At 71.0% G+C, this 24,573-nt stretch carries 12 protein-coding genes; 2 read left to right on the top strand and 10 right to left on the bottom strand.

What is annotated here, in order from left to right:
* Positions 1–6: 6 nt before the first annotated feature.
* On the bottom strand, positions 7–474 hold the full coding sequence (locus ACK1X7_RS45760) for a GNAT family N-acetyltransferase (RefSeq protein ID WP_385144554.1): 468 nt from the start codon (positions 472–474) through the stop codon (positions 7–9).
* Between the two features lie 118 nt (positions 475–592).
* Positions 593–2,170, bottom strand: coding sequence for an amidohydrolase (locus tag ACK1X7_RS45755; protein WP_413116697.1), 1,578 nt, complete (start codon positions 2,168–2,170; stop codon positions 593–595).
* A 110-nt stretch (positions 2,171–2,280) separates the two neighbouring features.
* On the opposite strand from ACK1X7_RS45755, the gene ACK1X7_RS45750 reads away from it, so the two are divergent.
* On the top strand, positions 2,281–3,381 hold the full coding sequence (locus ACK1X7_RS45750) for an alpha/beta hydrolase-fold protein (RefSeq protein ID WP_390792263.1): 1,101 nt from the start codon (positions 2,281–2,283) through the stop codon (positions 3,379–3,381).
* Positions 3,382–3,390: 9 nt separating this feature from the next.
* Here the strand turns inward: ACK1X7_RS45750 and ACK1X7_RS45745 are convergent, their stop codons facing one another.
* From ACK1X7_RS45745 to ACK1X7_RS45710, 8 genes are all read right to left on the bottom strand, one after another.
* Entirely contained in the window at positions 3,391–5,091 is a 1,701-nt protein-coding gene (locus ACK1X7_RS45745) for an ABC transporter ATP-binding protein (RefSeq protein ID WP_413116696.1), read from the bottom strand.
* On the bottom strand, positions 5,078–15,979 hold the full coding sequence (locus tag ACK1X7_RS45740; RefSeq protein ID WP_413116695.1) for an amino acid adenylation domain-containing protein: 10,902 nt from the start codon (positions 15,977–15,979) through the stop codon (positions 5,078–5,080). Before ACK1X7_RS45740 ends, ACK1X7_RS45745 begins: the two co-directional genes overlap by 14 nt.
* Before the next feature lie 63 nt (positions 15,980–16,042).
* Positions 16,043–17,833 carry an ABC transporter ATP-binding protein gene (locus ACK1X7_RS45735; protein WP_413116694.1) on the bottom strand — a complete coding sequence of 597 codons (1,791 nt, stop codon included), beginning with the start codon at positions 17,831–17,833 and terminating at the stop codon, positions 16,043–16,045.
* The gene (locus ACK1X7_RS45730) at positions 17,830–18,885 is read right to left on the bottom strand and encodes an iron-siderophore ABC transporter substrate-binding protein (RefSeq protein ID WP_390792260.1); all 1,056 of its coding nucleotides are present in this window, start codon (positions 18,883–18,885) and stop codon (positions 17,830–17,832) included. The genes ACK1X7_RS45735 and ACK1X7_RS45730 overlap by 4 nt, the downstream gene beginning before the upstream one ends.
* A gap of 76 nt (positions 18,886–18,961) precedes the next feature.
* The gene (locus ACK1X7_RS45725; RefSeq protein ID WP_398158858.1) at positions 18,962–19,837 is read right to left on the bottom strand and encodes an ABC transporter ATP-binding protein; all 876 of its coding nucleotides are present in this window, start codon (positions 19,835–19,837) and stop codon (positions 18,962–18,964) included.
* 41 nt (positions 19,838–19,878) lie between these two features.
* Entirely contained in the window at positions 19,879–20,940 is a 1,062-nt protein-coding gene (locus ACK1X7_RS45720; RefSeq protein ID WP_385154638.1) for a FecCD family ABC transporter permease, read from the bottom strand.
* Positions 20,937–21,995 (bottom strand): FecCD family ABC transporter permease, encoded by a 1,059-nt coding sequence (locus ACK1X7_RS45715; protein WP_385154641.1) that lies wholly within the window; start codon positions 21,993–21,995, stop codon positions 20,937–20,939. Before ACK1X7_RS45715 ends, ACK1X7_RS45720 begins: the two co-directional genes overlap by 4 nt.
* Before the next feature lie 19 nt (positions 21,996–22,014).
* Positions 22,015–23,370, bottom strand: coding sequence for a lysine N(6)-hydroxylase/L-ornithine N(5)-oxygenase family protein (locus ACK1X7_RS45710; RefSeq protein ID WP_385154644.1), 1,356 nt, complete (start codon positions 23,368–23,370; stop codon positions 22,015–22,017).
* Between the two features lie 239 nt (positions 23,371–23,609).
* Here ACK1X7_RS45710 and ACK1X7_RS45705 point away from each other — a divergent pair, with 239 nt between their 5' ends.
* The gene (locus ACK1X7_RS45705; RefSeq protein WP_385154647.1) at positions 23,610–24,557 is read left to right on the top strand and encodes a methionyl-tRNA formyltransferase; all 948 of its coding nucleotides are present in this window, start codon (positions 23,610–23,612) and stop codon (positions 24,555–24,557) included.
* Positions 24,558–24,573 lie beyond the last annotated feature (16 nt).

Here is a 24,573-nt window from a genome sequence, read left to right as displayed (position 1 = left end):
GAGCGGTCACAACCTCAGCGCGAGGATCCGCGCATCGCGCCGGGGGTCCAGCGACTCCGCCCAGCGCGAAGGCGCCAGGCGCAGCGTCGTGGGCGTGAATCCATACCGGAGGAACAGGCCGCCACCGCCGGTCGTCGCCGTGAACAGGGCACCGAGCGCCTGGGCGCGCGCCCTGGCCAGCACGGCGCGCAGCAGCCCGGCTCCCACTCCGCTTCCCTGACTCGGCCCGGCCACGCAGAAGTTGTACACCACGCCCGCGGGCCCCCGGCCCTCCCCCGGGTCGGCGGGGTGCATACGCAGGCCCACACAGCCCTCGACGGTGCCATCGGGGGCCTCCGCCACCAGGAAGTCGGCCGCGCGGGTGGCGTAGAGCGTGACGGGCCGCTCCCGCAGCGCCCCCGAACACACGAAGGGCCGGGACAGTTCGGCGAGTGCGGTGGCGTCCTCCGGACGGGCGCCGCGCACGCGGGACATCGGCGCGAGGCGGGCGTGCGGCAGCGGGGCAGGGCATGGCGTAGCCGTGATCAAGGCTTTCCTTCCTCGGTTCCACGGTCGGGGAATCCGGTCGGTGAGCACGTCGGCGTGGTTCATCTCATCCGGCGCGGATCCCGGTCTCCCGGCCGTCGACGTATGTCGCCACCACCTCGATGTCCCCGATGCGCGAGGTGTCGACCCGGCGGGGGTCGTCCCCGAGCACGACGAGGTCGGCGAGCTTGCCCGGGGTGAGGCTTCCCAGGCTGTCCTCCCAGTGGCAGGCGGCGGCGCCCGCCACCGTGTAGGCCCGCAGGGCCTCGTCGAGGGTGATGCCCTCGTCCGGGCCGATCACCTGGCCGGACTCGGAGGTGCGCTCGACCATGAACTGGATGGCCCGCAGCGGAGATCCATCGGTGACGGGCCGGTCGGAGCTGCCGACGAGGGGGATGCCGTGGTCCAGGAAGGCCCTGCCGCGGTAGAGCCACGGGGCCCGTTTCTCGCCCATGATCGCCGCATAGTCGTCGCCGAAGCGGCGCAGGAAGTTGGGCTGGACGACGGCGCTGATGCCGAGCCGTGCGAAGCGCGGAAGCTGGTCGGGGCGGATCAGTCCGGCGTGCTCGATGCGGTGCCGGGCGTCGGGGCGCGGCCGCAGGCGCTGGGCCCGTTCCAGGGCGTCCAGGGCGACATCGGCGGCGCGGTCGCCGATCGCGTGGACGGCGAGCTGCCACCCGGCCAGATGGCCGTCCACGATGGTGTCCGCGAGCGCCTGCGGGTCGTCCTGTAGCTCACCCGTGTGATCCAGCCCTTCGTACGGGGTGCTGAGCGCGGCGGTCCGGGCCATCATGCCGCCGTCGGTGTAGATCTTCAGCGCGCCCACCGAGAGCCGGTCGTCGCCGAATCCGGTGCGCAGGCCGAGGTCGAGGGCCCGGGGAATGCCGTCGGCTTCATGCGCGCCGACCGGGCGCAGCCGGTCGGCGGACACCATGAGCTGTACGCGCAGCGGCAACAGACCTGATTCGCGGGCGAGTTGGTAGGCACCCAGCTCGACCGGGCTGTGGCCGAAGAGGGCACCGCCGATGCCCGCCTCGGCGCAGGCGGTGACGCCCTCGGCCAGGCAGGTGCGGGCGGCGCGCGAGATCGCCTCGGCCAGTTCCGCTTGAGAGTGCGGGAGGCGCAGAGCGCGGGCGGCGCCCATGGCGCCCTCGGCGAGGAAGCCGTCCTGGTGCGGGGTGTCGGCGGGAAGCAGGTCGAGGACGGCGGAGTTGACCATGCAGCCGTGCCCGGAGTCGTGCATCATGAACACCTTGCGCCCGTGGCTGACCTGGTCCAGTTCGGCGGCGGTCAGATGGCGTCCCAGGGCCCGCTGGTCGTAGCCGGCGATGCTCACCCAGGCGCCGGGCGAGCTCGTCCGGGTGATGACCCCCTCCACGACGGCGAGCACCTCGTCGATCCGGGTGCACCTCGCGATGCTCGGGGTCCGCTGCTTGAACCCGGTCCAGGCCAGGTGCACATGGGGGTCGATGAACCCGGGCAGTACGGTGGCGCCCTCCAGGTCGATCACCTCGCGGGCGGGCAGGGAGGTCACGGCGTCGTCCAGGCCCACGATCCGGCCCCGCCACACGCCCAGGTCGTGGGCGACGGGGTGGTCCGGGTCCATGGTGAGGAAGCGGGCGTTCGTCAGTCTGGTGCAGAGCATCTGCCGCAACTCTCCTGGGTGCCGGGGCGGTTCACAGGTCAAACTTAGGTTAGCCTCGCCTAATTGTCAGGAGCTTAGCTTTGTCCCTTCCCTCTCACAAGGAGACGTTGATGCGCCTGAGTGCGACCGATGGGGAGAGCGCCTTCGTCGCGTTCGGATTGCCCGGCACACCCGGCACCGACGAGTTCTGGGCGGCGGCGGGAACACCCGCGTCGGTGCCCGCCGACGGCGGCGGATGGACGACCTTGTTCCTGTGGCGCGGCTCTCCCGCGAGCATCTGTTTCGAGAGCTGGTCGGAGCCGGTCCCCCTGCGCCGGTGGGCGGATACGGACTGCTGGTACGCCGAGGTGCCCATGCCCGCGCGGCTGCGGGTGACCTACCAGTTCCTCGCGGGCGACGAAGCGCACGCCGACCCGTTCAACCCGCTCGGCGCGGGTGGTGACCGGTCCATCGCCGCCACCCCGGACGCCCCGGCCCAGCCGCACTGGCCCGTCATAGGCGCCGATGCCGTACTGCCCCTCCCGCACACCCGGATCCGCTGGAACAGCGCACGGCTCGGCGGGCGCCGCACCGTGCGCGTCCACCCGGTGGGCGGCGGCGGCCCAGTGGTGCTGCTGCTCGACGGGGACGACTGGCTGTATCTGCACCCGGCCATGACCGCGTTCGACTCGGCCGTGGCCAGTGGCGAGATGCCGCCCGTCACACTGGTCTTCCTGCCGAGCAAGGACCGGGCGGCCGAGTTCGGGTGCGACCCCGCGCTGTGGGAGGCGGTCCGGGACGAACTGCTGCCGCTGGTGGCGGAATCCGGCGCACCCGCCGACCCGGACCGGCTGGTGGTCGCCGGGCAGAGCCTGGGCGGGCTGAGCGCGCTGTACGCGGCGCTGGAGTTCCCGGACCTGGTCTCCCGTGTCGCCTGTCAGTCGGGGTCGTTCTGGTGGACACCCGGCGCCTTGGAGCTGCCGGACCCCATGGGCGGCCCGGTCGGCGGCACCATGGCCGCGCGTCTGCGGGAGCGCCCCGGCCTGTCCGGTCTGCGGGTCGCGTTCGACGTGGGGGAGCACGAGACGCGGATGCTCCCCCACTGCGAGCTGGCCGAGGCCCTGGTCCGGCGGTCCGGCGCGACCGTACGGGTCTCGCGGTCGGCGGCGGGCCACGACCGGGCGGGCTGGCGGCACGCCCTGCTCAGGGATGTCGCCTGGGCGCTCGACTAGCCGACCGGGTCACCGGGCCACCGCCAGGCAGTAGTCCTGGTCGGTGGCGAGGAGATTGCGATGGGTGTCCTCGGCGGTGATGACGCCGTCGTCCAGGACGAGGACCCGGTCGGCGGCGTTCAGGAGCGCCGGGCTGCTGGTGATCACGATGGTGGTGCGGTCCCGGCGCAGCTTCGCGATGTTGCGCGCGATGAGCTGCTCGGTGACCGCGTCGACGGCTGTGGTCGGGTCGTGCAGGACGAGGACGTCGGTGTCGGCGGCGAGGGCGCGGGCCAGGGACAGCCGCTGGCGCTGTCCCCCGGAGAGGTTCGCGCCGCGGTCGCGGACGCCGTAGTCGAGTCCTTCGCGGTGGAGGGCGACGACATCGGTCAGCATGGACGCCTCGACGGCCTCGGGGACCATCCGGCTGGTGCCCGAGGGATCGATGTTCGTGCCGAGGGTGCCCGCGAAGATCTCCCCGTCGTACGGGTTCACCAGCATGTGCTCGCGGACCGCCTCGATCGACAGGTCCGCCAGCTCCCGACCGCCGACCCGCACCGCCCCCTCGTACGCGCCGGGCGGGACCTTCACGGCCAGGATCGACGCGAGGTCGGCCGCCACACGCGGCTGGTACGGGGCGATGGCCACGAACTCGCCGGCCGCCACCTGGAACTTCAGCTCGCGCAGCGAGCCGTACCGGACGCGGTCGAGGTCGAGGTCTCCGCCCGCGGCCGGGCGCTCCCGCCCGTCGGCCGCCACCGGCGGGGCGGACAGTACCAGCGCCATCCGCTCGGCGGAGGCGCGCGCCATCATCACGTACTTCGGCATCTCCGAGAACAGTTTGAGCGGTTCCATGATGAACTGCGCCAGCCCCACGGCCATGACGAGTTCCCCGATGGTGATCCGGCCGCTGAAGGCCAGTGAGCCCGCCATCAGGGTCACGGCGGCGGCGAGGACCGCGTTGAGGGCCAGCGCGGTGCCCGCGTACACGCCGTTGACCTTGGCAACGGTGATCGCCTGGTGCTTCGCCTCCGTGCTGACCCTGCGATAGGAACCGAATGCCGCGTGGTTGCCGCCGAAGCCGTGCAGCGGGCGCAGGCCGGTGATCAGGTCCGCGACCTTCGCCCCCGCCCGTGCCACCCGGGCCTGCTGCTCGCGGGTGCTGGAGCCGATCCGCTTGGACAGCACACTCAGGATCGACAGAATCGCGACGGTGCCCACGATCACCAGCAGGCCGAGCCGGATGTCGGCCAGGCCCAGCGCGACCGCCGCGACCAGCACCGCCACCAGCGAGCTGACCAGCAGCGGCACCACCTCGATGATGTCGGCGGTCTGGTCGGCGTCCTCGGTGGCGATGGTCAGCACCTCGCCGGACTTCAGGTCGACGTTCCTGGCCACCGGCTGGAGGCCGTAGGCCGCGACCTTCACCCGCCAGCGGTGCGCCTCGGTGGTGTTGGCCTTCTGAAGGACGCGCATCCCGAACCGCCACGACAGCGACACCGTCGTGATGATGACCGCCAGCGCGGCGATGGCCAGGCCGAGCGAGCCGAGGCTCCGGTCCCGCATCGTGTGCTCGACGATCAGGCCGAGCGCGATGGGGAAGGCGGTCTCACCGGCCTGGTACAGGCCCATGAGGACGGTGCCCCAGGTCATGGCGCCGATGTTGCGGCGCAGTGCGGTCCGGAGGATGTCGGCCCCCGGGCGGGGCCGCTGGGTGTCAGGAGTGGTCATCAAGGTGGCGGGCAATCGCTTCCGGGGTTCGCAGGGTGAACAGATCACGGATGGTGATCACCGGGCCGTACTCGCGGCGGAGCAGCCCGATCAGCCGCACCGCCAGCATGGAGTGCCCTCCCAGGGACACGAAATCGCTCACCGCACTCACCTCGTCGTCATCCAGGTCCAGTGCCTCGGCGAAGAACTCGCACACCACGGTCTCGTTCCCGGTCCGCGGTCCCCGCTCCCCCGCCGTGGTCAGTGTGCCCAGCGGCTTGGCCTCCGGCAGCGCCTTGGTGTCGGCCTTCCCGTTCACGGTCAGCGGGATGCTGTCGACCTCGGCGTAGTGCGTCGGGCGCAGGAAGTCCGGCAGCCCGGTGGCCACGTCGGCGGCGACCGCCGCCAGGTCCGAGCCGTCCAGGACGAGGTAGGCGGCCAGCCGGTAGGCGCCGTCGACCTGAGGATCGGGCTGGGCGACCGCGGCGACGAACCGCACCGCCGGATGCGCGGCGAACACGGCCTCGACCTCGCCCAGTTCGACCCGGTGCCCCCGGATCTTGACCTGCTGGTCGATGCGGCCCAGATACATCAGATTGCCGTCGGGCCGACGGGCCACCAGGTCTCCGGTGCGGTACATCCGCTCGCCTGGTGCGCCGAACGGGCACGCCACGAAGCGGTGCGCGGTCTGGTCGGGCTGCCCGAGATAGCCGCGGGCGATGCCGATGCCCGACACGTACAGCTCACCGGGGACGCCGTCCGGCAGCGGCCGCAGCCACGGGTCCAGCACATACACATCGGTGTTGTCGATCGCCACGCCCACCACCGGGTCCTGGCATTCGAAGGTGCCGACGCCGAGGGTGTTGATGGTGTACTCGGTGGGCCCGTACAGGTTGTAGCCGACCGTCCCCTCGGTCGCCGCGAGCCGCTGCCACAGCGCCGGGGTGACGGCCTCGCCGCCCAGCAGCACCAGTGCCGGCCGCCGCTCCGGGTGGTCGAGCAGGCCCTCGGCCACCAGTTGCTGTGCGTAGGTCGGGGTCACATTGATGACGTCGATGTGGTGCTCGAGGCAGTACTCGACCAGCCGGGGCGCGTCACGGCGCAGTTCCTCGTCGCAGATGTGCACCTCATGGCCGTCGGCGAGCCACAGCAGCTCCTCCCACGACATGTCGAAGGCGAACGACACGGTGTGGGCGATCCGGAAGACCCGGTGGCCGTGGTCCGCCAGCACCGGCTCGAAGATCCGGCGCTGATGGTTGATCAGCATGTTGGTCAGCCCGGCGTACTCGGTCACCACGCCCTTGGGCTTCCCGGTCGAGCCCGAGGTGTAGATCGTGTACGCGGGGTGCCGCAGGCGATGCGGATCCTGCGGCCGATACGTCCGATACGGCTCGGCCTCGGGCAGCGGGCGGTCCAGCTCGATCAGCTCGCCGGTGAGCCGGGGGGACACGGCGCTCACGGTGAGGATCACATCGGGGCGGGCGTCCGCGACGATCGCGGCGATCCGCTCGTCCGGATGGTCCAGCTCCAGCGGCACATACGCGGCGCCCACGCGCAGCACGGCGAACAGCGCCACGATCGAGTCCAGGGAGCGCGGAATCGCCAGGCCCACGGTCGTCTCGGGGCCGAGGCCGCGCCCGGCCAGCACACCGGCCACGGCGCGGCTGCGGTCCCGCAGCTCGGCGAAGGTCATGGTCGAGCCGTGGGCGACGAGCGCCACCCGCCCCGGGTCGCGGTCCGCCGCCCGGTCGAACCGGTCGACCACGGTGTCCGTGCCGATGTCCATGCGCTCGGCGGGCAGGGGCTCCGGGCCCGGTCCGCGCAGCGCGCCGACCGGCCCGGTCGCCCGGGCCAGGTCGTCGAGCACGCGCAGATAGTCGTCGAGGAGCCGCCGGGCGTTCGCGGTGTCCTCGTCGCGGTACTCCAGCTTGACCGTGAGCCGGTCGCCGGGGGTGACGACCCAGGTGAACGGGTAGTGGGTGGAGTCGTCGGCGGTCACCGAAGTGATGCCGTGCCTGGCGTTCATCTCCGCGAACGCGTCCATGTCCAGGAAGTTCTGGAGCACGAAGAGGTTGTCGAACAGGGTGTCGTGCCCGGTGGCCCGCTGGATCTCGCCGAGCCCCAGATGCTCATGGACCATCGCCTCGACCCTGGCCGCCTGTACGTCCGCCAGGTATGCGCCGACGCTGTCGTCCGGCCGGGCCCGGGTCCACATGGGGACGGTGTTGAGCAGCACGCCGACGATGCCGTCCAGCCCCTCGCCGTCCCGGCCGGAGACGGTCACGCCGAACACGGCGTCACCGCGACCCGTGTGGGCGCCGAGCAGGAGGCCGAACGCACCGGTCAGCACCGAGTTCAGGGTGACACCGTGCGCTCTGGCCGCCGCCCGCAGCAGCTCCGACCGCTCGGCGGACAGCGTGTGCACGAGCGCGCGCGGCAGCTCGTCGGAGAGGGACGGCGCCGGTCCGGCGAGCAGCGTCGGGCCGGGGAGACCGGCCAGGTGCTCGGCCCAGAAGCGTTCCGATACGGCGGAGTCGCGGGCGTCGAGCGCCCGGGCGTGATCCTCGAAGCTCGGCGTGGCCGGGGCGGGGTCGGGCAACTCGCCATCGAGGACGGCCTGGTAGGCGTCGAACAGGTCCCGCAGCACGATCTCGCGGGACCAGCCGTCCCACAGCAGCAGGTGGTAGCTGAGCAGCAGCCCGTCACGGTCACCGGGCAACCGCACCACGGTCATCCGGATCAGCGGGGGCTCGCCCGGGTCGAATCCCGTGTCGCGGTCCCGGGTGCGCAGCGCCTCGACGTCCGCGTCGCTCGTGAGCTCGACCGTACGGACGTCGACGCGCCGGCCCGGCCCCAGCACCTGGACCGGGTTTCCGTCGTCGTCGGTGGCGAAGCCGGCGGTCACCACCGGATGTCGCGCCATCACATACGCCATCGCCTCGGAGAGTGCGTCGGTGTCCAGGCGCCGGTCGAAGGTGAACCAGCTCTGCGCGACGTAGTGTCCCGCCGAACCCGCCATCTGGGCCTGGAAGTACAGGCCCCGCTGGAGCGGGGTGACCGGTGCCGTGCGCTCGGCCGTCGCGGAGGCGTCCGCGATGCGTTCCAGTGCGCTCCGCCAGTGGTCGGTGATCTCGTCCGGGATGCCTTCGGCGAGGGTGAAGACGGCGTGCAGGCTGCCGGTGGCCGCGTCCGTCCACGCGTTCACCTCGACGGCGTACGGACTGCCCTGATCGCCGCCGGTCAGGCGCGGGGCCTGGGACTCACCGCCCCGGCCGAGATAGTTGAACAGTACCTGCGGGCGGGCGGTGAGCAGCGGGGCCGTCTGCGCGTTGAGGTACCTGAGTTGGCCGTAGGCTACGTGTGCGCGCTCGTCCGGCTGGCGTTCCGCCACCTCGTACGCCGCGGCGACGGGGTCGCTGTGTGCCGTGAGCCGCACGGGTGCGATGGAGGTGAACCAGCCGACCGTGCGGGTGTAGTCGTGGTGTTCCAGCGCCGGGACCCGGCCGTGGCGCTCCAGTTCGATCGCGAGATCGGTGGGCGATGGCTGGACGCGGGTCAGCGCGGTGCGCAGCGCGCCGCACAGCAACTCGGTGAGACCGACGCCGAGTGCGGTGGGCGCGGTACGCGTCACGCGGTCGCTCGCTTCGGGTGCGAGCACGACCGTGGTCTCGCGCGGCCGCTCGATCGCGGGCAGGAGCGCGGGCGCCCGGAGGGTGGTGAGCCAGTGCCCGAGGTCGTCGATCGCGTGGCCGGACCGGGACGCCAGTGCTTCCGCGTACTCGGCGTAGGACGTGGTCGGCGGTGGCAGGGGCGCCCCGCGCAGGGCGGCGGCCAGGTCGTCCAGCAGGATCAGCCAGGACACCGAGTCGACGGCGAGGTGGTGCACGGTGACCACCAGGGTCCGGCTCGCCTCCAGCCATGCGAAGGCGGCCACGTCCCCGGATTCGGGGTCGAGGTGTCCGGCGGCCTCGTTCGCCGCCGTCGTGGCATCGGCCGTGTCCGCCCGTACGACCGTGACCTCGCGGGCGGGTTCGGTACGCAGCTCCCACACCCCGTGTGCGACGCGCAGCCGCAGCCGGAGGGCCGGGTGCGCGGCCACGACGGCGTTCGCGGCGCGCTCGGCGTCGGCGAACCCGGTGCCGTCCGGGGCCACCACCGTTCTGGCCTGGGCGAACCGGGTGAGGGATCCGCCCAGTTCGCGTCGGCGCAGGATGATCGGGGTCGGCGGCAGCGGGCCGTCCTCGTGGTGGGCGGGCGCGGGCGGCTCGGCGTGCGGTGTGCTCGTCCCCAGGTGCTCGGCGAGTGCGCGCGGTGTCCTGAACAGGAACACATCCCGTGGCGCGATTCGCAGGCCGAGCGCCCTGGCCCGGTTGATGACGGTGATGGCGACGATGCTGTCGCCCCCGGCCCGGAAGAAGTCGGTGTCGCCGTCCACGGCCGATTCGGGCAGTGCGTCGGCGAAGATGCCGACCAGTGCGGTGAGCGCGGCGTCCCCGCTGCCCGGGGAGCCGGCCACCGGGGTGTCGTCCTGTGCGGCGGCGCGTGCGGCCAGGGCCTTCCGGTCCAGCTTGCCGTTGACCGTCAGCGGCAGGGCATCCACGGGCAGCACCCGGCCCGGCACCATATGTACGGGCAGTTTCGCGGACAGCAGGGCGGTGACGTCGGCGGGCACCCGGCCCACGACATGTGCGACCAGGTGGTCGCCGCTGTCCGCCACGGTGACGGCCGCGTCGACCACACCGTCCAGCCCCCTGACCGCGGACTCCACCTCGCCGAGTTCGATACGGAAGCCCTTGAGCTGCACCTGGTCGTCGGCGCGGCCGGTGAACTCCAGCTCACCGTCGAGGGTGCGGCGGGCGAGGTCGCCCGTGTGGTACATGCGGGAGCCGTCACCCGCGAACGGGTTCGCCACGAAACGGCCCGCGGTCAGCCCCGGCCTGCCCAGATAGCCGAGCGACACCTGGTCGCCCGCGACATAGATGGCGCCCACCCGGCCCGGTGGCACCGGCCGGAGCCGGTCGTCGAGCAGATAGGTGGCCAGGCCCGGGATCGGGCCGCCGATCGGGCTGATGCCGCTGCCGGTACCGAAGTCCTCGTCGGTCAGCACCCGGTGGGTGACATGGACGGTGGTCTCGGTGATGCCGTACATATTGACCAGCTCGGGCGCACCGGTGCCATACCGCTCGACCCAGCCGCGCAGCCGTCCGAGATCCAGCGGCTCGCCGCCGAAGATGATCCGGCGCAGCCCGGTGACCGGCTCGCCCGCATGCCGGTCGGCATCGATGAACTGGTAGAACGCCGATGGGGTCTGGTTGAGCACGGTCACTCCGCGCTCGCGCACCAGCCGGTGGAAGTCGACCGGTGAGCGGGTCAGCCCGTACTCCGGCACCAGCAGCTCGGCGCCGTGCGCCAGCGCTCCCCACAGCTCCCAGACCGCGAAGTCGAAGGAGAAGGAGTGGAATTGGACCCATACGTCGTGCGGGCCGAAGTCCATGGCGGGCCGGGTGTTCGCGAGCAGCGTCACCACACTGGAGTGCGGGACGACGACCCCCTTGGGTCGGCCGGTCGATCCGGAGGTGTAGATGACGTAGGCGGGGTCGTGCCGGCTCGCCTCCGGCCCGGTCTCCGTACCGGCCCCCGGCGGCTCGTCGCCCAATACGAGCACCCGGGCCGGCCCGCCCGCCCGGGCCAGCAGCCGGGTGAAGCGCTCGCGCTGCTCACGGTCCACGAGGACGACCTGCGGCGCGGAGTCGGCGAGGATGTACTCCAGCCGCTCGTCCGGGTAGGCCAGGTCCAGCGGTACATACGCGCCGCCCGCGGTGACGATGGCGACCAGGGCGACGACCTGTTCGAGGGAGCGCGGGACGGCGACGGCGACGCGCCTGCCCGGCCCGGTACCGGCCGCGCGCAGGGCGGAGGCCAGCTCGTTCTTCGCCTTCGAAAGTTCGCCGTAGGTCAGTGAGCGGGTTCCGCCGTCGAGAGCGCACTGGGTCACGGCGGTGACCGCCGGGTCGCGGTGCGCGGCGGCGTCGAACAGTCCGCCCAGGGTCGTCGGAGTGATCGGCGCGGGACGCCGGGTGTCTTCCGGCGCCACATCGCCGACCAGGGCGTCCGGGCGGGTGAGCAGGCCGGTGAGGGTCTTTGTGAACGTGCGCAGGATCGCCTGGGCGCTCGACTCCCGCAGCAGCTCACCGTCGTAGATCAGGTTGAAGCGGGGAGGGCCGTCGAGAGCGCGCTCCACCACCAGCGTCAGGGGGTAGTGCGGGGCGCCCTCGTTCACGATGTCGGTGATGACCAGCTCGTCGCCCGGGCCCCGCAGGGCGGCCACATCGGTGGCGACATCGAACACCACCAGGGTGTCGAACAGGGTTCCGGCGCCGGCCAGGCGGCCGATCCTCGCCAGCGAGACATGCTGGTGCGGCAGCACCGCGCTCTGGTGTTCCCGCACCGAGGCGAGCAGCTCGCGCGCCGTGGTGGTACCGGCCCACCGGGCGCGCACGGGGATCGTGTTGATGAACAGACCCACCATGTCCTCGATGCCGGACACCGGAGCGTCCCGCCCGGACACCGTGGATCCGAACACCACATCACTGCCGTACAGGATGTCACCCAGCGTGACCGCCCAGGCGCTGTGCACGGCCACGCTCAGCGGCACACCGGCCGACCGGGCGGCCGCGTCGATGTCGTCCCCCGGTTCCACGGCGACGTCGGCGAATCGGCCGGACGGGGTGTGTCCCTCGGCGACCAGCGAGGGGCCGGGCAGCCCGGCGAGCTGATCGCGCCATATCCGGTCGCTCTCGTCGTCGTCGCGCTCCGCGAGCCACCGTACGTAGTCGGGGAAGCCGCCGAGCGGGTACACGGTCCCCGGCGCGTGGTATTCGGCCAGCAGCGCACGGAGCATCGGTGGCACCGACCAGCCGTCGGCGATGATGTGGTGCACGGTCTGCACCAGGACGTTCCGTCCGGAGCCCGCGCGGATGAGCGTGTACCGCATCAGCGGGCCGGTGGCCAGGTCGAACCCGGTCCGGCGGTCCCGCTCGGCGTATTCGCGGATCTCGGCGTCGGTGATCCCGGGGCGGTCGAGCGTGGCGAACGGCGCCCGCACCCCGCTCTCCAGCACGGAGACCACACGGCCGTCGGCCAGGGCCGTGAACCGTGCCGCCAGGTTCGGGTACAGGGTGAGCAACCGGGTGGCCGCCGTCGCGAGCCGGTCGGCGGCCACCTCGCCGTCCAGCCTCAGCAACTGCTGCTCGACGTAGGCAGCCGCCGAGTCGTCGTCGAAGACCGAATGGAAGTACAGGCCCTCCTGCAACGGGGTCAGTGGCAGGATGTCCCGCAGCGCCGGGCCGTCCAGGACGTCGACGTCGGCCTGGGTGAGCCGCACCAGGCCGAAGTCGCTGGGCGAGTGGCCGCCCTGGTCGAGCGCGGCCAGGGCGGTCAGGGTCTCCCGGAAGTACCCGCCGATGGTCGCGATGTCCTCGTCGGTGAACATCCCGTCGGGCCAGGAGATGGTGGTGATCAGCTCGTACCCGCCACTGGAGGCGGGTTCGGCGATCGCGTTGAACTCCAGGGGGCGCGGCAGACGCATTCGCGGGTCGCGCCTCTCCCCCAACTGGCCGGTTTTGCCGCTGAGTTGCCAGTCCCCGGACGCGCCCGCGTCGAAGCGGCCCAGATAGTTGAAGAGCACCTGCGGTGCGGGGGCGTCGAACTCGGTATGGGTCAGATACCGCAGGGCGCCGTAGGAAACGCCGTTGGACGGCACTCGGGCGAGGTCTTCCTTGACCGCCTTGAGCGCGGCGGCGAGGTAGTCGGGGGCGGTGAAATCGGCCGCCGCTCCGGGGTCCACGGTCACCGGGAAGAGGGTGGTGAACCAGCCCACGGTCCGCGACAGTTCGGGCTCGAAGCCGACGGTGTCCGCCACGAACCGTCCTTCGCGGCCGTGGCCCTCGAGTTCGATATGCGCGAAGGTCTGGTGCTGTCCGAGGTCGCGGCGCCATCGGGCGAGGGTGACGGCGAGCGCGGTCAGCAGCACATCGCCCACGCCCGCGTGGAACTTCGCGGGGAGCTCGCCCAGCAGGGCGGCGGTGACCTCGGGGCCTGCCGAGACGGTCCGCACCCGCTCCCGGGCGACGGTGTCGGCTTCGGAGAGCGCGCGCCTGCCCACGGGGCCGTCCGCTGCTGGCAGGGGACGCTCGTAGTAGCCACGGTCCGCGTCGAAGGTGGCATTGCCCAGCATCTGCGTCCAGCGCCGGAACGACGTGCCCACCGCAGGCAGCTCGATCGGCGCGCCCGAGGCGAACTGCCGCCAGGCCGTGGCCAGGTCGTCCATCAGAACATGCCAGGACAGGCCGTCGATCACCACATGGTGGACGACCACGACCAGTTGCCGTGCCGCGCGTCGCCAGACGGCACGCAGCATCACGCCCTGGTCCGGGTCCAGCCCTCCGGTGGCGAGCGCGACGCACTCATCGAGCGGCCGGTCGCTCTCCTGCCACGACGGCGTGGCCCGGTCCGCCGCCGGGATGTCGAAGCTCCAGCGTTCGCCGCGTACCAGCCTGGCGCGCAGCATGTCGTGCCGCTCGGCCACGGCGGCGAGGATCGCGTCGAGGGCGTCGGCGGTCAGCTCCGCCGGGGTGTTCAGCACGACCGACTGGACGAAGCCGTCGATCGCGTCGGTGGTCTCGCCGAGCCACCGCACGATGGGCGATCCGATGACGGTACCGGTCGCGATATCACCCTCGTCCGCGGTGGCGGCGTCCTCACGGCTCGCCATCGCCGCCAGCGCCCCGACCGTGCTGTTGGTGAAGATCTGCCGTGCCGTGAGGTGGAGACCCGCGTCGCGCACCGCGCTCAGCAGCGAGATCGCCAGCAGGCTGTCTCCGCCGAGCTGGAAGAAGTCCTGGTCGACGCCGACCTCGTCCAGCCGCAGCACCTTCGCGACCGCCGCGCACACCACGCGCTCGTTCTCGGTGGTGGGCTGGACGATCGAGCCCGTTCCGATCACGGGTTCCGGCAGCGCACGGCGGTCGAGCTTGCCGTTCGCGGTGAGCGGGAACTCCGTCATCACGACGATATGGGCGGGCACCATGTACTCCACCATGTGCCCGGCGGCCCACCCCTTGACCTCGTCCGGGCGCAGGTCCTCGCTCCCGGCGGCCGGGATCACATAGCCCACCAGATAGGTGCTGCCCGTCGCGTTCTTCTTCGCGACGACGCAGGTGTAGCGCACCCCGGGGTGCTCCGCGAGACCGACCTCGACATCCTCGATCTCCAGCCGCATACCGCGGATCTTGATCTGGTTGTCGGCCCGGCCGAGGAAGTCCAGCGACCCGTCCGGGGCGAACCGTGCGAGGTCTCCGGTCCGGTACAGCCGCGATCCGTCCCCGGCGAAGGGGTTCGCCACGAAGCGGGACGCCGTCAGACCGGGCGCGTTGATGTACCCGCGGCCCAGGAGGAACCCTCCCACATACAGTTCGCCACCGACTCCGACCGGGACCGGGCGCAGCTCGTTGTCCAGCACATACAACTGGGTGTTCGGGTTGGCCTTGCCGATCGATGTCGACAGGCGCTCGGCCGCGCCCCGGTAGATGACATGCGAGACGCCGATCGTGGTCTCGGCCGGGCCGTAGCCGTGGTACAGCGGGATGTCGAGCCGGGTGCGGAACCGCTCGTACAGCTCCGGAGTCAGCACCTCGCCGCCGCACCACACATGGCGCAGGCTGTCCAGTCGTCCGGAGTCGCCCACCATCTCCAGCAGCACGTCCAGCATGGACGAGACCAGGTAGGTGAAGGTGACCCGTTGCTCGGCGATCACGCTCAGCAGGTGGTGCGGGTCGCGTTCGCCGCCGGGCCGCAGGATGATCAGCCTGCCGCCGTGCACCAGCGGCAGGAAGATCTCGTTGATGGAGATGTCGAAGGACAACGGCGCCTTGAACAGCGACGCGTCGTCGTGGCCGAAGCCCAGGATCTCGTTGCCCTGCCACAGCAGGCGCTCACTGATCGCCTCGTGCCGGATCATCGCGCCCTTGGGCCGCCCGGTCGAACCGGATGTGAAGATCACATACGCCAGGGCGCTGCCGGGTACGGTGACCCCGGTGCCCTCGGTGGGGTGGGACCCGAAGCGCCAGTCGCCGAGGTCGACGGCCACGGCCTCCGGTTCGGCCGGGTCGCGTTCGCCCGAGTCGTTGAGCTGCGCCACGACCTGGGCGTCGTCGATGACGACGGCCCGGCGCGCGGCTGGCCACTGCGGATCGAGCGGCACAAACGCGCATCCCGCCTGGAGTACGGCGAGCAGCCCGATCACCATCTCGGCCGAGCGGCCCAGTGAGATGCCGACGACCTGTTCGGGGCGCAGGCCGCGCTCGATCAGATGGTGAGCCAACTGACTTGAGCGCTCAACCGCCTGACGGTAGGTCAACGACCGGTGCTCGTCGACGATGGCCACCGCGTCCGGCCGGGACCGCGCCTGCTCATGGAACATCTCCACGATGGTCGGGCGGACCCGGTCGGCCTCGGTGTCATTCCACCCGGCCAGGGCCTCGAGCCTGGCCGCCACCCCGGACGGGGAGATGGTGCCGATGGGCCGGTCCGGGAATTGGGTCAGGTCGTCCAGCGCGAGCCGCGCATCGTCGGGCCCGACGCCTTCCGGGACGGTGATGCTCAGGTCGTCCGCGTCGATCTGCCAACCGGCCGGCCCCGCACCGCCGTTGTCGACCCACCCGAGGACATCGGCGAACAGGGTGCCGGGGGTGAGGTCGATACCGTCGGGGCTCAGGCCCGTCGCCCAGTACGACAGCCCGATGGCACACGCTTCGGCGATGGTCCGGTCGGAGAAGTCACCGATCCGCCGGCGTACATCGGCAACCTGTCCGGGAGAAAGCAGTACGCGACGAGCGCCCGGTTCCACCATCGAAGACATCGAAGACTCAGCATCCCTTCCACGTCATGAAAAGCTCACCTGAATCAGGGGTGTCTAACTACCTTCGCGCCAGGCCCGCCACAGTCGTGCGTACCGGCCGCACAGGGCCACCAGCTCGTCGTGCGTGCCTTGTTCCACCACCCGGCCCGCGTCCAGCACGGCGATCCGGTCCGCCGCCATCGCCTGGGTCAGCCGGTGCGCCACGAACAACGTGGTCCGGCCCGAGCACGCGGCCAGCACGGCCCGCTCCAGCTCGGCGGCGCCCTCGCTGCCCGCCTCCGCGGTGGACTCGTCGAGCACCACCACCGGCGCCCGGCCCAGCACCAGCCGGGCCAGGGCGATCTGGGCCACCTTGGTGACGTCCAGGCGCTCGCCGCCCTCGCCGACCATGGTGTTCAGCCCGTCGGGCAGCGCGTCGACCCACTCAGCGGCGCCGACCATGCGCAGCGCGTCCATCAGCTCGGCCTCGCTCGCCCCCGGCGCGGCCAACCGCAGGTCGTCGGCGAGCGGCCCGGAGAACACATGGGTGTCCTGCGTCAGGATGCTCACCAGGGCCCGCGCCCCGGCCTCGTCCAGACCGGCGAGGTCGGTGGTCCCGACGCGCACCGACCCGGCCTGCGGGGTCCCGATGCCCGCGATCAGCGCGGCCAGGGTGGACTTGCCCGCGCCCGTCGCCCCCACCAGCGCGAGCGAACCACCGGCCGGGATCGTGAGACTGACCTCCCGGAGGACCGGTTCCTCGGTGTCGGGGTAGCGATACGTCAGCCCCTCCACCGTCACCGAATACGGCCCGGTATCCGCCGGCGAGACGGCCGCGTCGCCCACCAGCCGGTCCTCGGCGGCCTCCCCCACCACACCGACCAGCCGGGTCAGGCTCGCGCCCGACTTCTGCGCCTCGTCGAAGGTGAACATGATGGAGCCCAGCGGGGTGAACAGCCGGTGGAACATCAGGGGGGCCGACGAGACATCGCCCAGGCTGGCGGCATCGGCCTCCAGCAAGGAGTACCCCACCACGATGATCAGGACCAGCCCGATGAACTCGGCGCGGTTCTCCCTGCCGACGAACCGGCCGAAGAACCGGAACACCTCGATACCGAGATCGCGCACCCGCCATGACTCGGCGCCGACCTTCTCGCGGAAGGCGCCCTCGAGGCGGTACGCCCGCACCGTGTCGATCCCCTTCAGGCCACTGATCAACGCCTGTGCACGGTCGGCCTGGGCCACCCGCTGCCGCTGGTAGAGCGGGGCGGACCGGGGAAGATACCAGCGCAGGGCCAGCGCGTACGCGGGCAGCGCACCGGCGCCCGCGAGGCCCAGCCGCCAGTCCAGCCCGAACATGCCGGCCGTGGCGATGACCACCAGCACCCCCGCCGAGAACACGGTGGGGACGGCCGTGCGAATGCCCTTGGACAGCACGGCCACATCGTCACCGACCCGGGAGAGCACGTCTCCCCGGCCGACCTGCTCGATCCGTGCGCTCGGCATCCCGAGGACCGCACGGACGGCGCCTTCGCGCAGCCGCGCGAGCAGATCCGCGCCCAGCCGTCCGATGAGATAGGTCGACACCGCTGTGGCCGCCGCGCCGAGCAGCGCGGCGGCCCCCATCACCATCCCGATCGTGACCAGGGCCGAGCGCGGCTCGCCCTCGACCACCCCGTCGACCACCCGGCCGAGCAGAATCACCGGGAGCACCTGGAGCGCCGCCCCGGCCACCGTGGTGAGCGCGGTGGCTGCCGTCAGCCAGGGCACCTCGCGGCAGTGGGCCGCGACCCATCGGGTGGCCACGCGTCCGGTGGCCGTGCGCAGAGTGGCCGGGGGGACGCGCGCCTCGGTGGTGGTGCTCACTCCCGGCCGACCGACTTGACGAGCTGGTCGATCGCGTACGGCAGGGAGAGCAGGGTGCCCTGGGAGATGGCCGCGCCGACGGCCGGGCCCTCGCTGTCCAGCAGGTAGGACACCTTGCCCTGCTTCACCGCGTCCAGGTTGGTGAACAACTGGAACTTCTTCAGCGCCTGTTGGTCGGCCTTGTCGTTGATGACGAAGACGCGGTCGGCGTCGACCAGGTCGACGCGCTCGGGGGACAGGACGGTGTAGAACTTCCCGTCCGCGATTGTGTCGATCTTGGTCTGGTAGCTGAAGCCGAGGCCCGTGACCAGCCGCCCGCGCACATCGGTGGAGGTGAACGGCGCCACCGAGTTCTTGTACCAGGACAACATGACGGCGGTCTGGTTGGCGAACTCGGGATGCTCCTTCTTGGCCGCGCCGAGCTTGTCCCGAATTCCCCGCACCAGCTTGGTGCCCTCGTTCTCCTTGCCCAGCGCCTTGGCGATCTGCACCGCGTTGTCCTGCCACGGGGCGCTGAACGGCTCCTTCTCGCCCTTGGTACGGCCCACCGTGGGGGCGATCCGGGAGAGCTTGTCGTAGGCGGCCTTGTCGATCTCGGAGTAGACCGCCACGATCAGATCCGGCCGCAGGGCGGCGATCTTCTCGTAGTTGGGGCCGGTGTCGCCGTTCTTCATGACGACCTCGGGCCGGGTGTCGCCCCACTTGTCCTTCACCCAGGGCCACTGGGTGTTGATGTCGGGCTTCTTGCCCGCCGGGTTCGGGTACTGGTCGACCATGCCGACCGGTCTGACACCGAGCGCCAGCATGGCCTGGTCGTCCGTGTAGCCGACGGAGACGACCCGCCGGGGAGCCTTGGTGATCTTCGTGGATCCGAACGCGTGCTCCACGGTGACCGGGAACGCACCCGAGGCGGCGGCCGGGGCGTCGTCGCCCGACTCATCCGCCGAGTCGGAACCACATCCCGCGAGGAGGCCGACGCCGAGGGCCGCGGCGGACAGCACCGCCATTAACCGCCGCCATGGCGTCCTGCGCGTCGTTCGATGGAGGAGCATCCGGAATCCCTTGCTGTCGCGCTGTCCGTTGCGCCCCTGACTAAGGGCAGCCAAACCTTATCTCGATGAAGTGAGGCTAGCCTAGCCTTACTTGTGCATTCCTTCGCGGGACCTGCTCGAGCCGGACATGGGTACGGCCGATCGGCACGATGAGCGGCCGGTCGCCCACCGGGTCGTCAATCACCATGGCCCGCAGCCCGAATGCCTCGTCCAGCAGCTCGGCGGTGATCACATCACGCGGATGCCCCTGCGCCAGGATCGAACCCGCCCGCATCACAATGAGGTTGTCGCTGTACCGCGTGGCCAGATTGAGGTCGTGCAGCACCATCACCACCGTGCGGCCCGACTCGTGCAGGTCGTCCACGAGGTCCAGCACATCGATCGCGTGCGCCAGGTCCAGATAGGTGGTCGGCTCGTCGAGGAGCAGCAGATCGGTGCCCTGGGCCAGGGTCATCGAGATCCAGACGCGCTGACGCTGCCCGCCGGACAGCGAGTCGACCGGGCGGTCGGCCAGCTCCGACACCCCGGTCATGGCCAGCGCGCGCTCCACGACACCGGCGTCGTCCGACGACCACTGCCGCAGCCAACTCTGGTGCGGATGGCGCCCCTTGGCGACGAGGTCGGCCACGGTCAGCCCCTCCGGCGCCACCGGCGCCTGCGGCAGCAGGCCCAGCTTCTTCGCCACGTCCCGGGTCCTGAGCCCCGCGATGTCCTCGCCGTCCAGCACCACGGCCCCCTTGGCCGGCTTGAGCAGCCGCGTCAGGGTGCGCAACAGGGTCGACTTACCACAGCCGTTGGGACCGATGATCGTGGTGATCACACCCGGCGGGATCGTCACATCCAGGTCCTGGATGACGGCCCGGCCGCCGTAGCCGACCGAGACGCCTTGGGCCGCCAGCCGTGGGCTGCCCTCGGCCCCGGACTCGATCTCGGTGATGCGCTCGGCGCTCACAAGTCCCCCTGTATTGAGGTCTGTCGGAACTTTCTTGCCAGCTATCTGAGATTCGCCCGTACCAGCAGACAGACGAGGAAGGGGCCGCCGATCGCGGCGGTGACCACGCCCACCGGGAGAGTGATCGGCAGCGCCGTGCGCGCGATCAGGTCCGCGCCGATCAGCAGCAACGCGCCCACCATGCCGGAGGCCACCATCGGCGGCGTAGGGCACCTCGCCAGACGCATCGCCACCTGCGGCGCCACCAGCGCGACGAACGGGACCGGGCCCGCCGCGCTCACCCCCACGGCGGCCAGCAGGACCGCGCAGAGCAACAGGACCGCCCGCACCATCGCGTACCGGACGCCCAGGCCGGCGGCGACCTCGTCGCCCAAGTGCATCGGCTTGAACTGGAACGCGACACAGAACACGACGGCCAGCAGGACGAGCGTGCACCACAGCGCCACCCGGACCTCGCTCCACGAGCGGCCCTCCAGCGAGCCGACCAACCATGCCTGGGCCCGGGCCACATCCTTGATGTCGGCCGTGACCAGCAGCCATGTCGTGATCGCCTCCATCATGGCGCTCACCGAGATGCCGATGAGGATGAGCCGGAAGCCGTCGATCCCGCGCCGCCACGCCAGGAAGTACACCAGCAGTCCGGTGCCGAGACCGCCGGCGAGCGCCGCCGCGGACAGCCCCACGGCGCTCACGACCGCCGCCGCGGTCCCGCCCGACACCGTCACCAGGAACACCGAGACCGCGCCGGCGCCCCCGGTGATCCCCAGAATGTCCGGGCTGGCCAGCGGATTGCGGGCGATGGACTGCGTCAGCGCACCGGACACCCCCAGCGCGATCCCCACGATGAGCCCGGCCAGAGCGCGCGGCATCCGCAAGTCCATGATCACGAACTTGTCGACCCGCTCTCCGCCACCCAGGATCGTGGCGATGACCCGGGACAGGCCGATGGGGAAGTCCCCGACGCCGATGGACAGGCAGAACACCAGGAAGGTGGCCGCCGCCAGCAGCAGCGTGACGCAGACGAGCCAGGGCCGCCATACGAACGACACCTGGCCGAGCCGCACACCCGGCGCCACCGATGGTTTCACGTCTGTCCCGCTCATGCGCTCCTGAACTTTCCGAGCCATACCAGGGCCGCGAAGAACGGGGCGCCCAGGAGAGCCACGATCACACCCGCGTCCAACTCGCCCGGCCGCACCACCAGGCGCCCCACGATGTCGCAGACCAGGAGGACCACAGCGCCGAGCAGACCCGCGTACGGCACCAGCCAGCGGTAGTCCGGCCCGGTCAGATACCGCGCCACATGGGCCACCATGAGCCCGAGAAACGCGATGGGGCCGCACGCCGCCGTCGCCGCGCCCGCCAGCAGGGTGATGGCGGCGATGCCGACGGTCCGGCTCAGCGCGATGTTCACGCCCAGCCCCCGCGCCACATCGTCACCCAGGTTGAGCAGATTGAGGGCGGGCAGCGTGGTCAGCGCCAACACCAGCCCGACCGCGATGAACAGGGCCACCGGCCAGATGACATCGAATCCGACACCGGCCACGGAGCCCGCGTTCCAGAACCGCAGCGCGTTCAGCGACGCCTGGTCCGAGAGCGCGACCGCCGTGGTCATCGCCGCCAGGAACACCGTGATCCCCTGCCCGGCCAGTGCGAGCGTCAACGGATTGCCGGCCCCCCGGCCGATGCTCGCCAGCCCGAAGACCACGACACCGGCGACCGCCGCCCCCAGGAAGGCGAACCAGACGTACTGGAACGGGTCGGCGAACCCGAACACGGCGATCACCGACACCACGGCGAACGAGGCGCCGGAGTTCACCCCCAGCAAGCCCGTGTCGGCGATCGGATTGCGCGTGTACCCCTGGATCAGCGCGCCGCCGGCCCCCAGGGCGATGCCCGCCACGATCGCGAGCACCGTCCGGGGCAGCCGCACGGTCCGCACGATGAGCCTGATCTCGGTGAGCCGCTGGTCGGAGTCAGGCGCCGCGAACAGCCCGTGCCACACCTCGGCGGGGCTCAGCGCGCGCGCCCCCACGGCCAGCGACACCGCCGCCGCGATCACGAGGACCGCCACGAGTGTGCCCAGACCCACAACCCGCCGCCGACGGGCCTTTGTTGTGCCCCTGGCCAAGGGGTGCTCCATCGCAGTGGTGCCCATGTCTCAGTACGTCATCCCCCTAGCGAGCGGCGCTGCCGACTTCGTCGGCGACCGGCCGGGCCCCGCCGGAAGCGGACGGGACGCCCCGGTCGAGGAGCGAGTCCAGGATCTCGCCGACCCGGGTCGCGGTGTTGGACAGCAGGGAGGAGGTGATGCCGTGGGTGTGCTCCGTACCGCCCTGGAGATAGATGCCGCAGCGCAGCCCGGGATCGGTCGCGACGCGGTAGTCGCGCTCGACGCGGATGCGGCCCTCGGCGTCGCGCAGGCAGCTCTCGGCGACTTCACCGAGGAGGCCGAGGGGGTCGGCGGGGCTGTAGCCGGTGGCGAAGACCACCACGTCCGCGTCCAGGAGCGTCTCCTCGCCGGTGACGAGGGATGTCACGGTGGCACGGACCTGTGTCTCCGTCTCCTTGACCTCGGCGAGCCGGGACACATTGAGGAAGCGCAGCCGCTCCACGCCGAGGACCTTCTCCTGGTACATCTGCCGGTACAGATCGTCGATCAGGTCGATGTCCACCACGGAGTAGTTGGTGTTCCCGTGGTAGTCCATCAGCCGGCGCTTGACGTCCTCGGGTGCGGCGAAGTACTCGTCGACCGCCGCGGGGTCGAAGATCCGGTTGGCGAAACCGCTGTCGTCCGCGGGGCTGTAGCCGTAGCGGGAGAAGACCGCGCAGACCTCGGCCTCCGGGAAGCGGCGGTGCAGATAGGCGACGTTCTCGGCGGCACTCTGCCCGGCGCCCACGACGATGAACCGGGAGGGCGAGGTGCCCTCCAGGCCGTCGGCCTTCGCCAGCAGTTCCGAGGTGTGCCAGACGCGGTCACCGCGTTCCACGCCCTCGGGCATGAGGGGACGCAGCCCGGTGCCGATGACGAGGTTGCGGGCGCGGTGGACCGCGAGCCCCTCCGCCGAGCGGACCGTCACATCCAGGTACTCCACGGCCCCGCCACGGACGACAGGCGCGACGCCGACGACCTCATGGCCGTAGGAGACCATGTCCCCGACCTTGGCCGCGGCCCACTCGAGGTAGTCGTGGAACTCCACGCGCAGCGGGAAGAGGTTCTTGTGGTTGATGAAGTCGATCAGCCGTCCCTTGCTCTTCAGATAGCAGAGGAAGCTGAACTCACTGGCCGGATTCCGCAGCGTCACCAGGTCTTTGAGGAAGGACACCTGCATGGTCGCGTCGTCGATCAGCATGCCTCGGTGCCAGCCGAAGCGCGGCTGCTGCTCGAAGAAGTGAGCGCTGATCTCCTCTCCCCCGGCGACGCGTGTGTTGTGCTCACTGAGTGCGATCGCCATGGCCACATTGGACGGCCCGAAGCCGATGCCAATGAGGTCGTGGACCACTGATGCGTCACCAGGAAGAACCTGTGACATGTCACTCCCATCGTGCGGGGCAATCGCCTGTCAGGCGTGGGGAAGTCGCGGTGGGCACGCCGACGGAGCGGCACGCTCACTGAAACTTAGGTGAGCCTAAGCTAAACCCGCAACCCTGTCGATAGGGCGGATCAGGCAATCACGCACGCCAACTACGCCTCCGGACAGGCCCGTTGCGGGCTAAGGTAAGCCTTGCTTTACTTGATCCCCGGTCATCCCCTGCTTCGAGGAGGAACCCCATGCGGGTCGTCATGTTCGGTTACCAGACCTGGGGGCACCGCACCCTGCAAGCCCTCCTGGACTCCGAGCACGACGTGGTACTCGTCGTTACGCACCCCAAGAGCGAGCACGCGTACGAGAAGATCTGGAGCGACTCCGTCGCCGACCTCGCCGAAGAGCACGGCGTCCCGGTGCTGATCCGCAACCGCCCTGACGACGACGAGTTGTTCGAGCGCCTCAAGGAGGTCGACCCGGACATCATCGTGGCGAACAACTGGCGGACGTGGATCCCGCCGCGCATCTTCGGCCTGCCCCGCCACGGCACGCTGAACATCCACGATGCGCTGCTGCCGAAGTACGCCGGCTTCTCCCCGCTGATCTGGGCCCTGATCAACGGCGAGTCCGAAGTGGGCGTCACCGCGCACATGATGAACGACGAACTCGACGCGGGCGACATCGTCCGGCAGGAGGCGGTTCCGGTCGGACCGACCGACACCGCCACCGACCTCTTCCACAAGACCGTCGACCTCATCGCCCCGGTCACGATCGGAGCACTCGACCTCATCGCCTCCGGGCAGACGGAGTTCACCAAGCAGGACCGGTCCCAGGCGAGCTTCTTCCACAAGCGCTCCAGCGAGGACATCCGCATCGACTGGAGCTGGCCGGCGGAGGACCTCGAACGCCTGGTCCGCGCCCAGTCCGAGCCGTACCCCAGCACCTACGCCTTCCATAAGGGCAAGCGCCTCGAAATCCTGGCCGCGGTCGTGTCCCAGGGCCGGTACGGCGGCACTCCCGGCCGCATCTTCTACCGCGAGGGCGACGGCGTGGTGATCGTCGCCGGAGCCGACGCCCGCACCGGCCGCAACCACGGCCTGGCCATCACACGTGTACGGACCGAGGACGGCCACGAGATGGCCGCCACGGAGTACTTCACCTCCATGGGCGGCTACCTGACGAGCCGCCCCTGACGCGGGAACCCGCACA

Origin of the sequence: Streptomyces sp. CY-1 (assembly GCF_047218265.1) — a bacterium.
GTDB lineage: Bacteria > Actinomycetota > Actinomycetes > Streptomycetales > Streptomycetaceae > Streptomyces > Streptomyces niphimycinicus.
The sequence above is the reverse complement of the archived record's forward strand: the minus strand, read 5'-3'. Positions and strand labels throughout refer to the sequence as shown.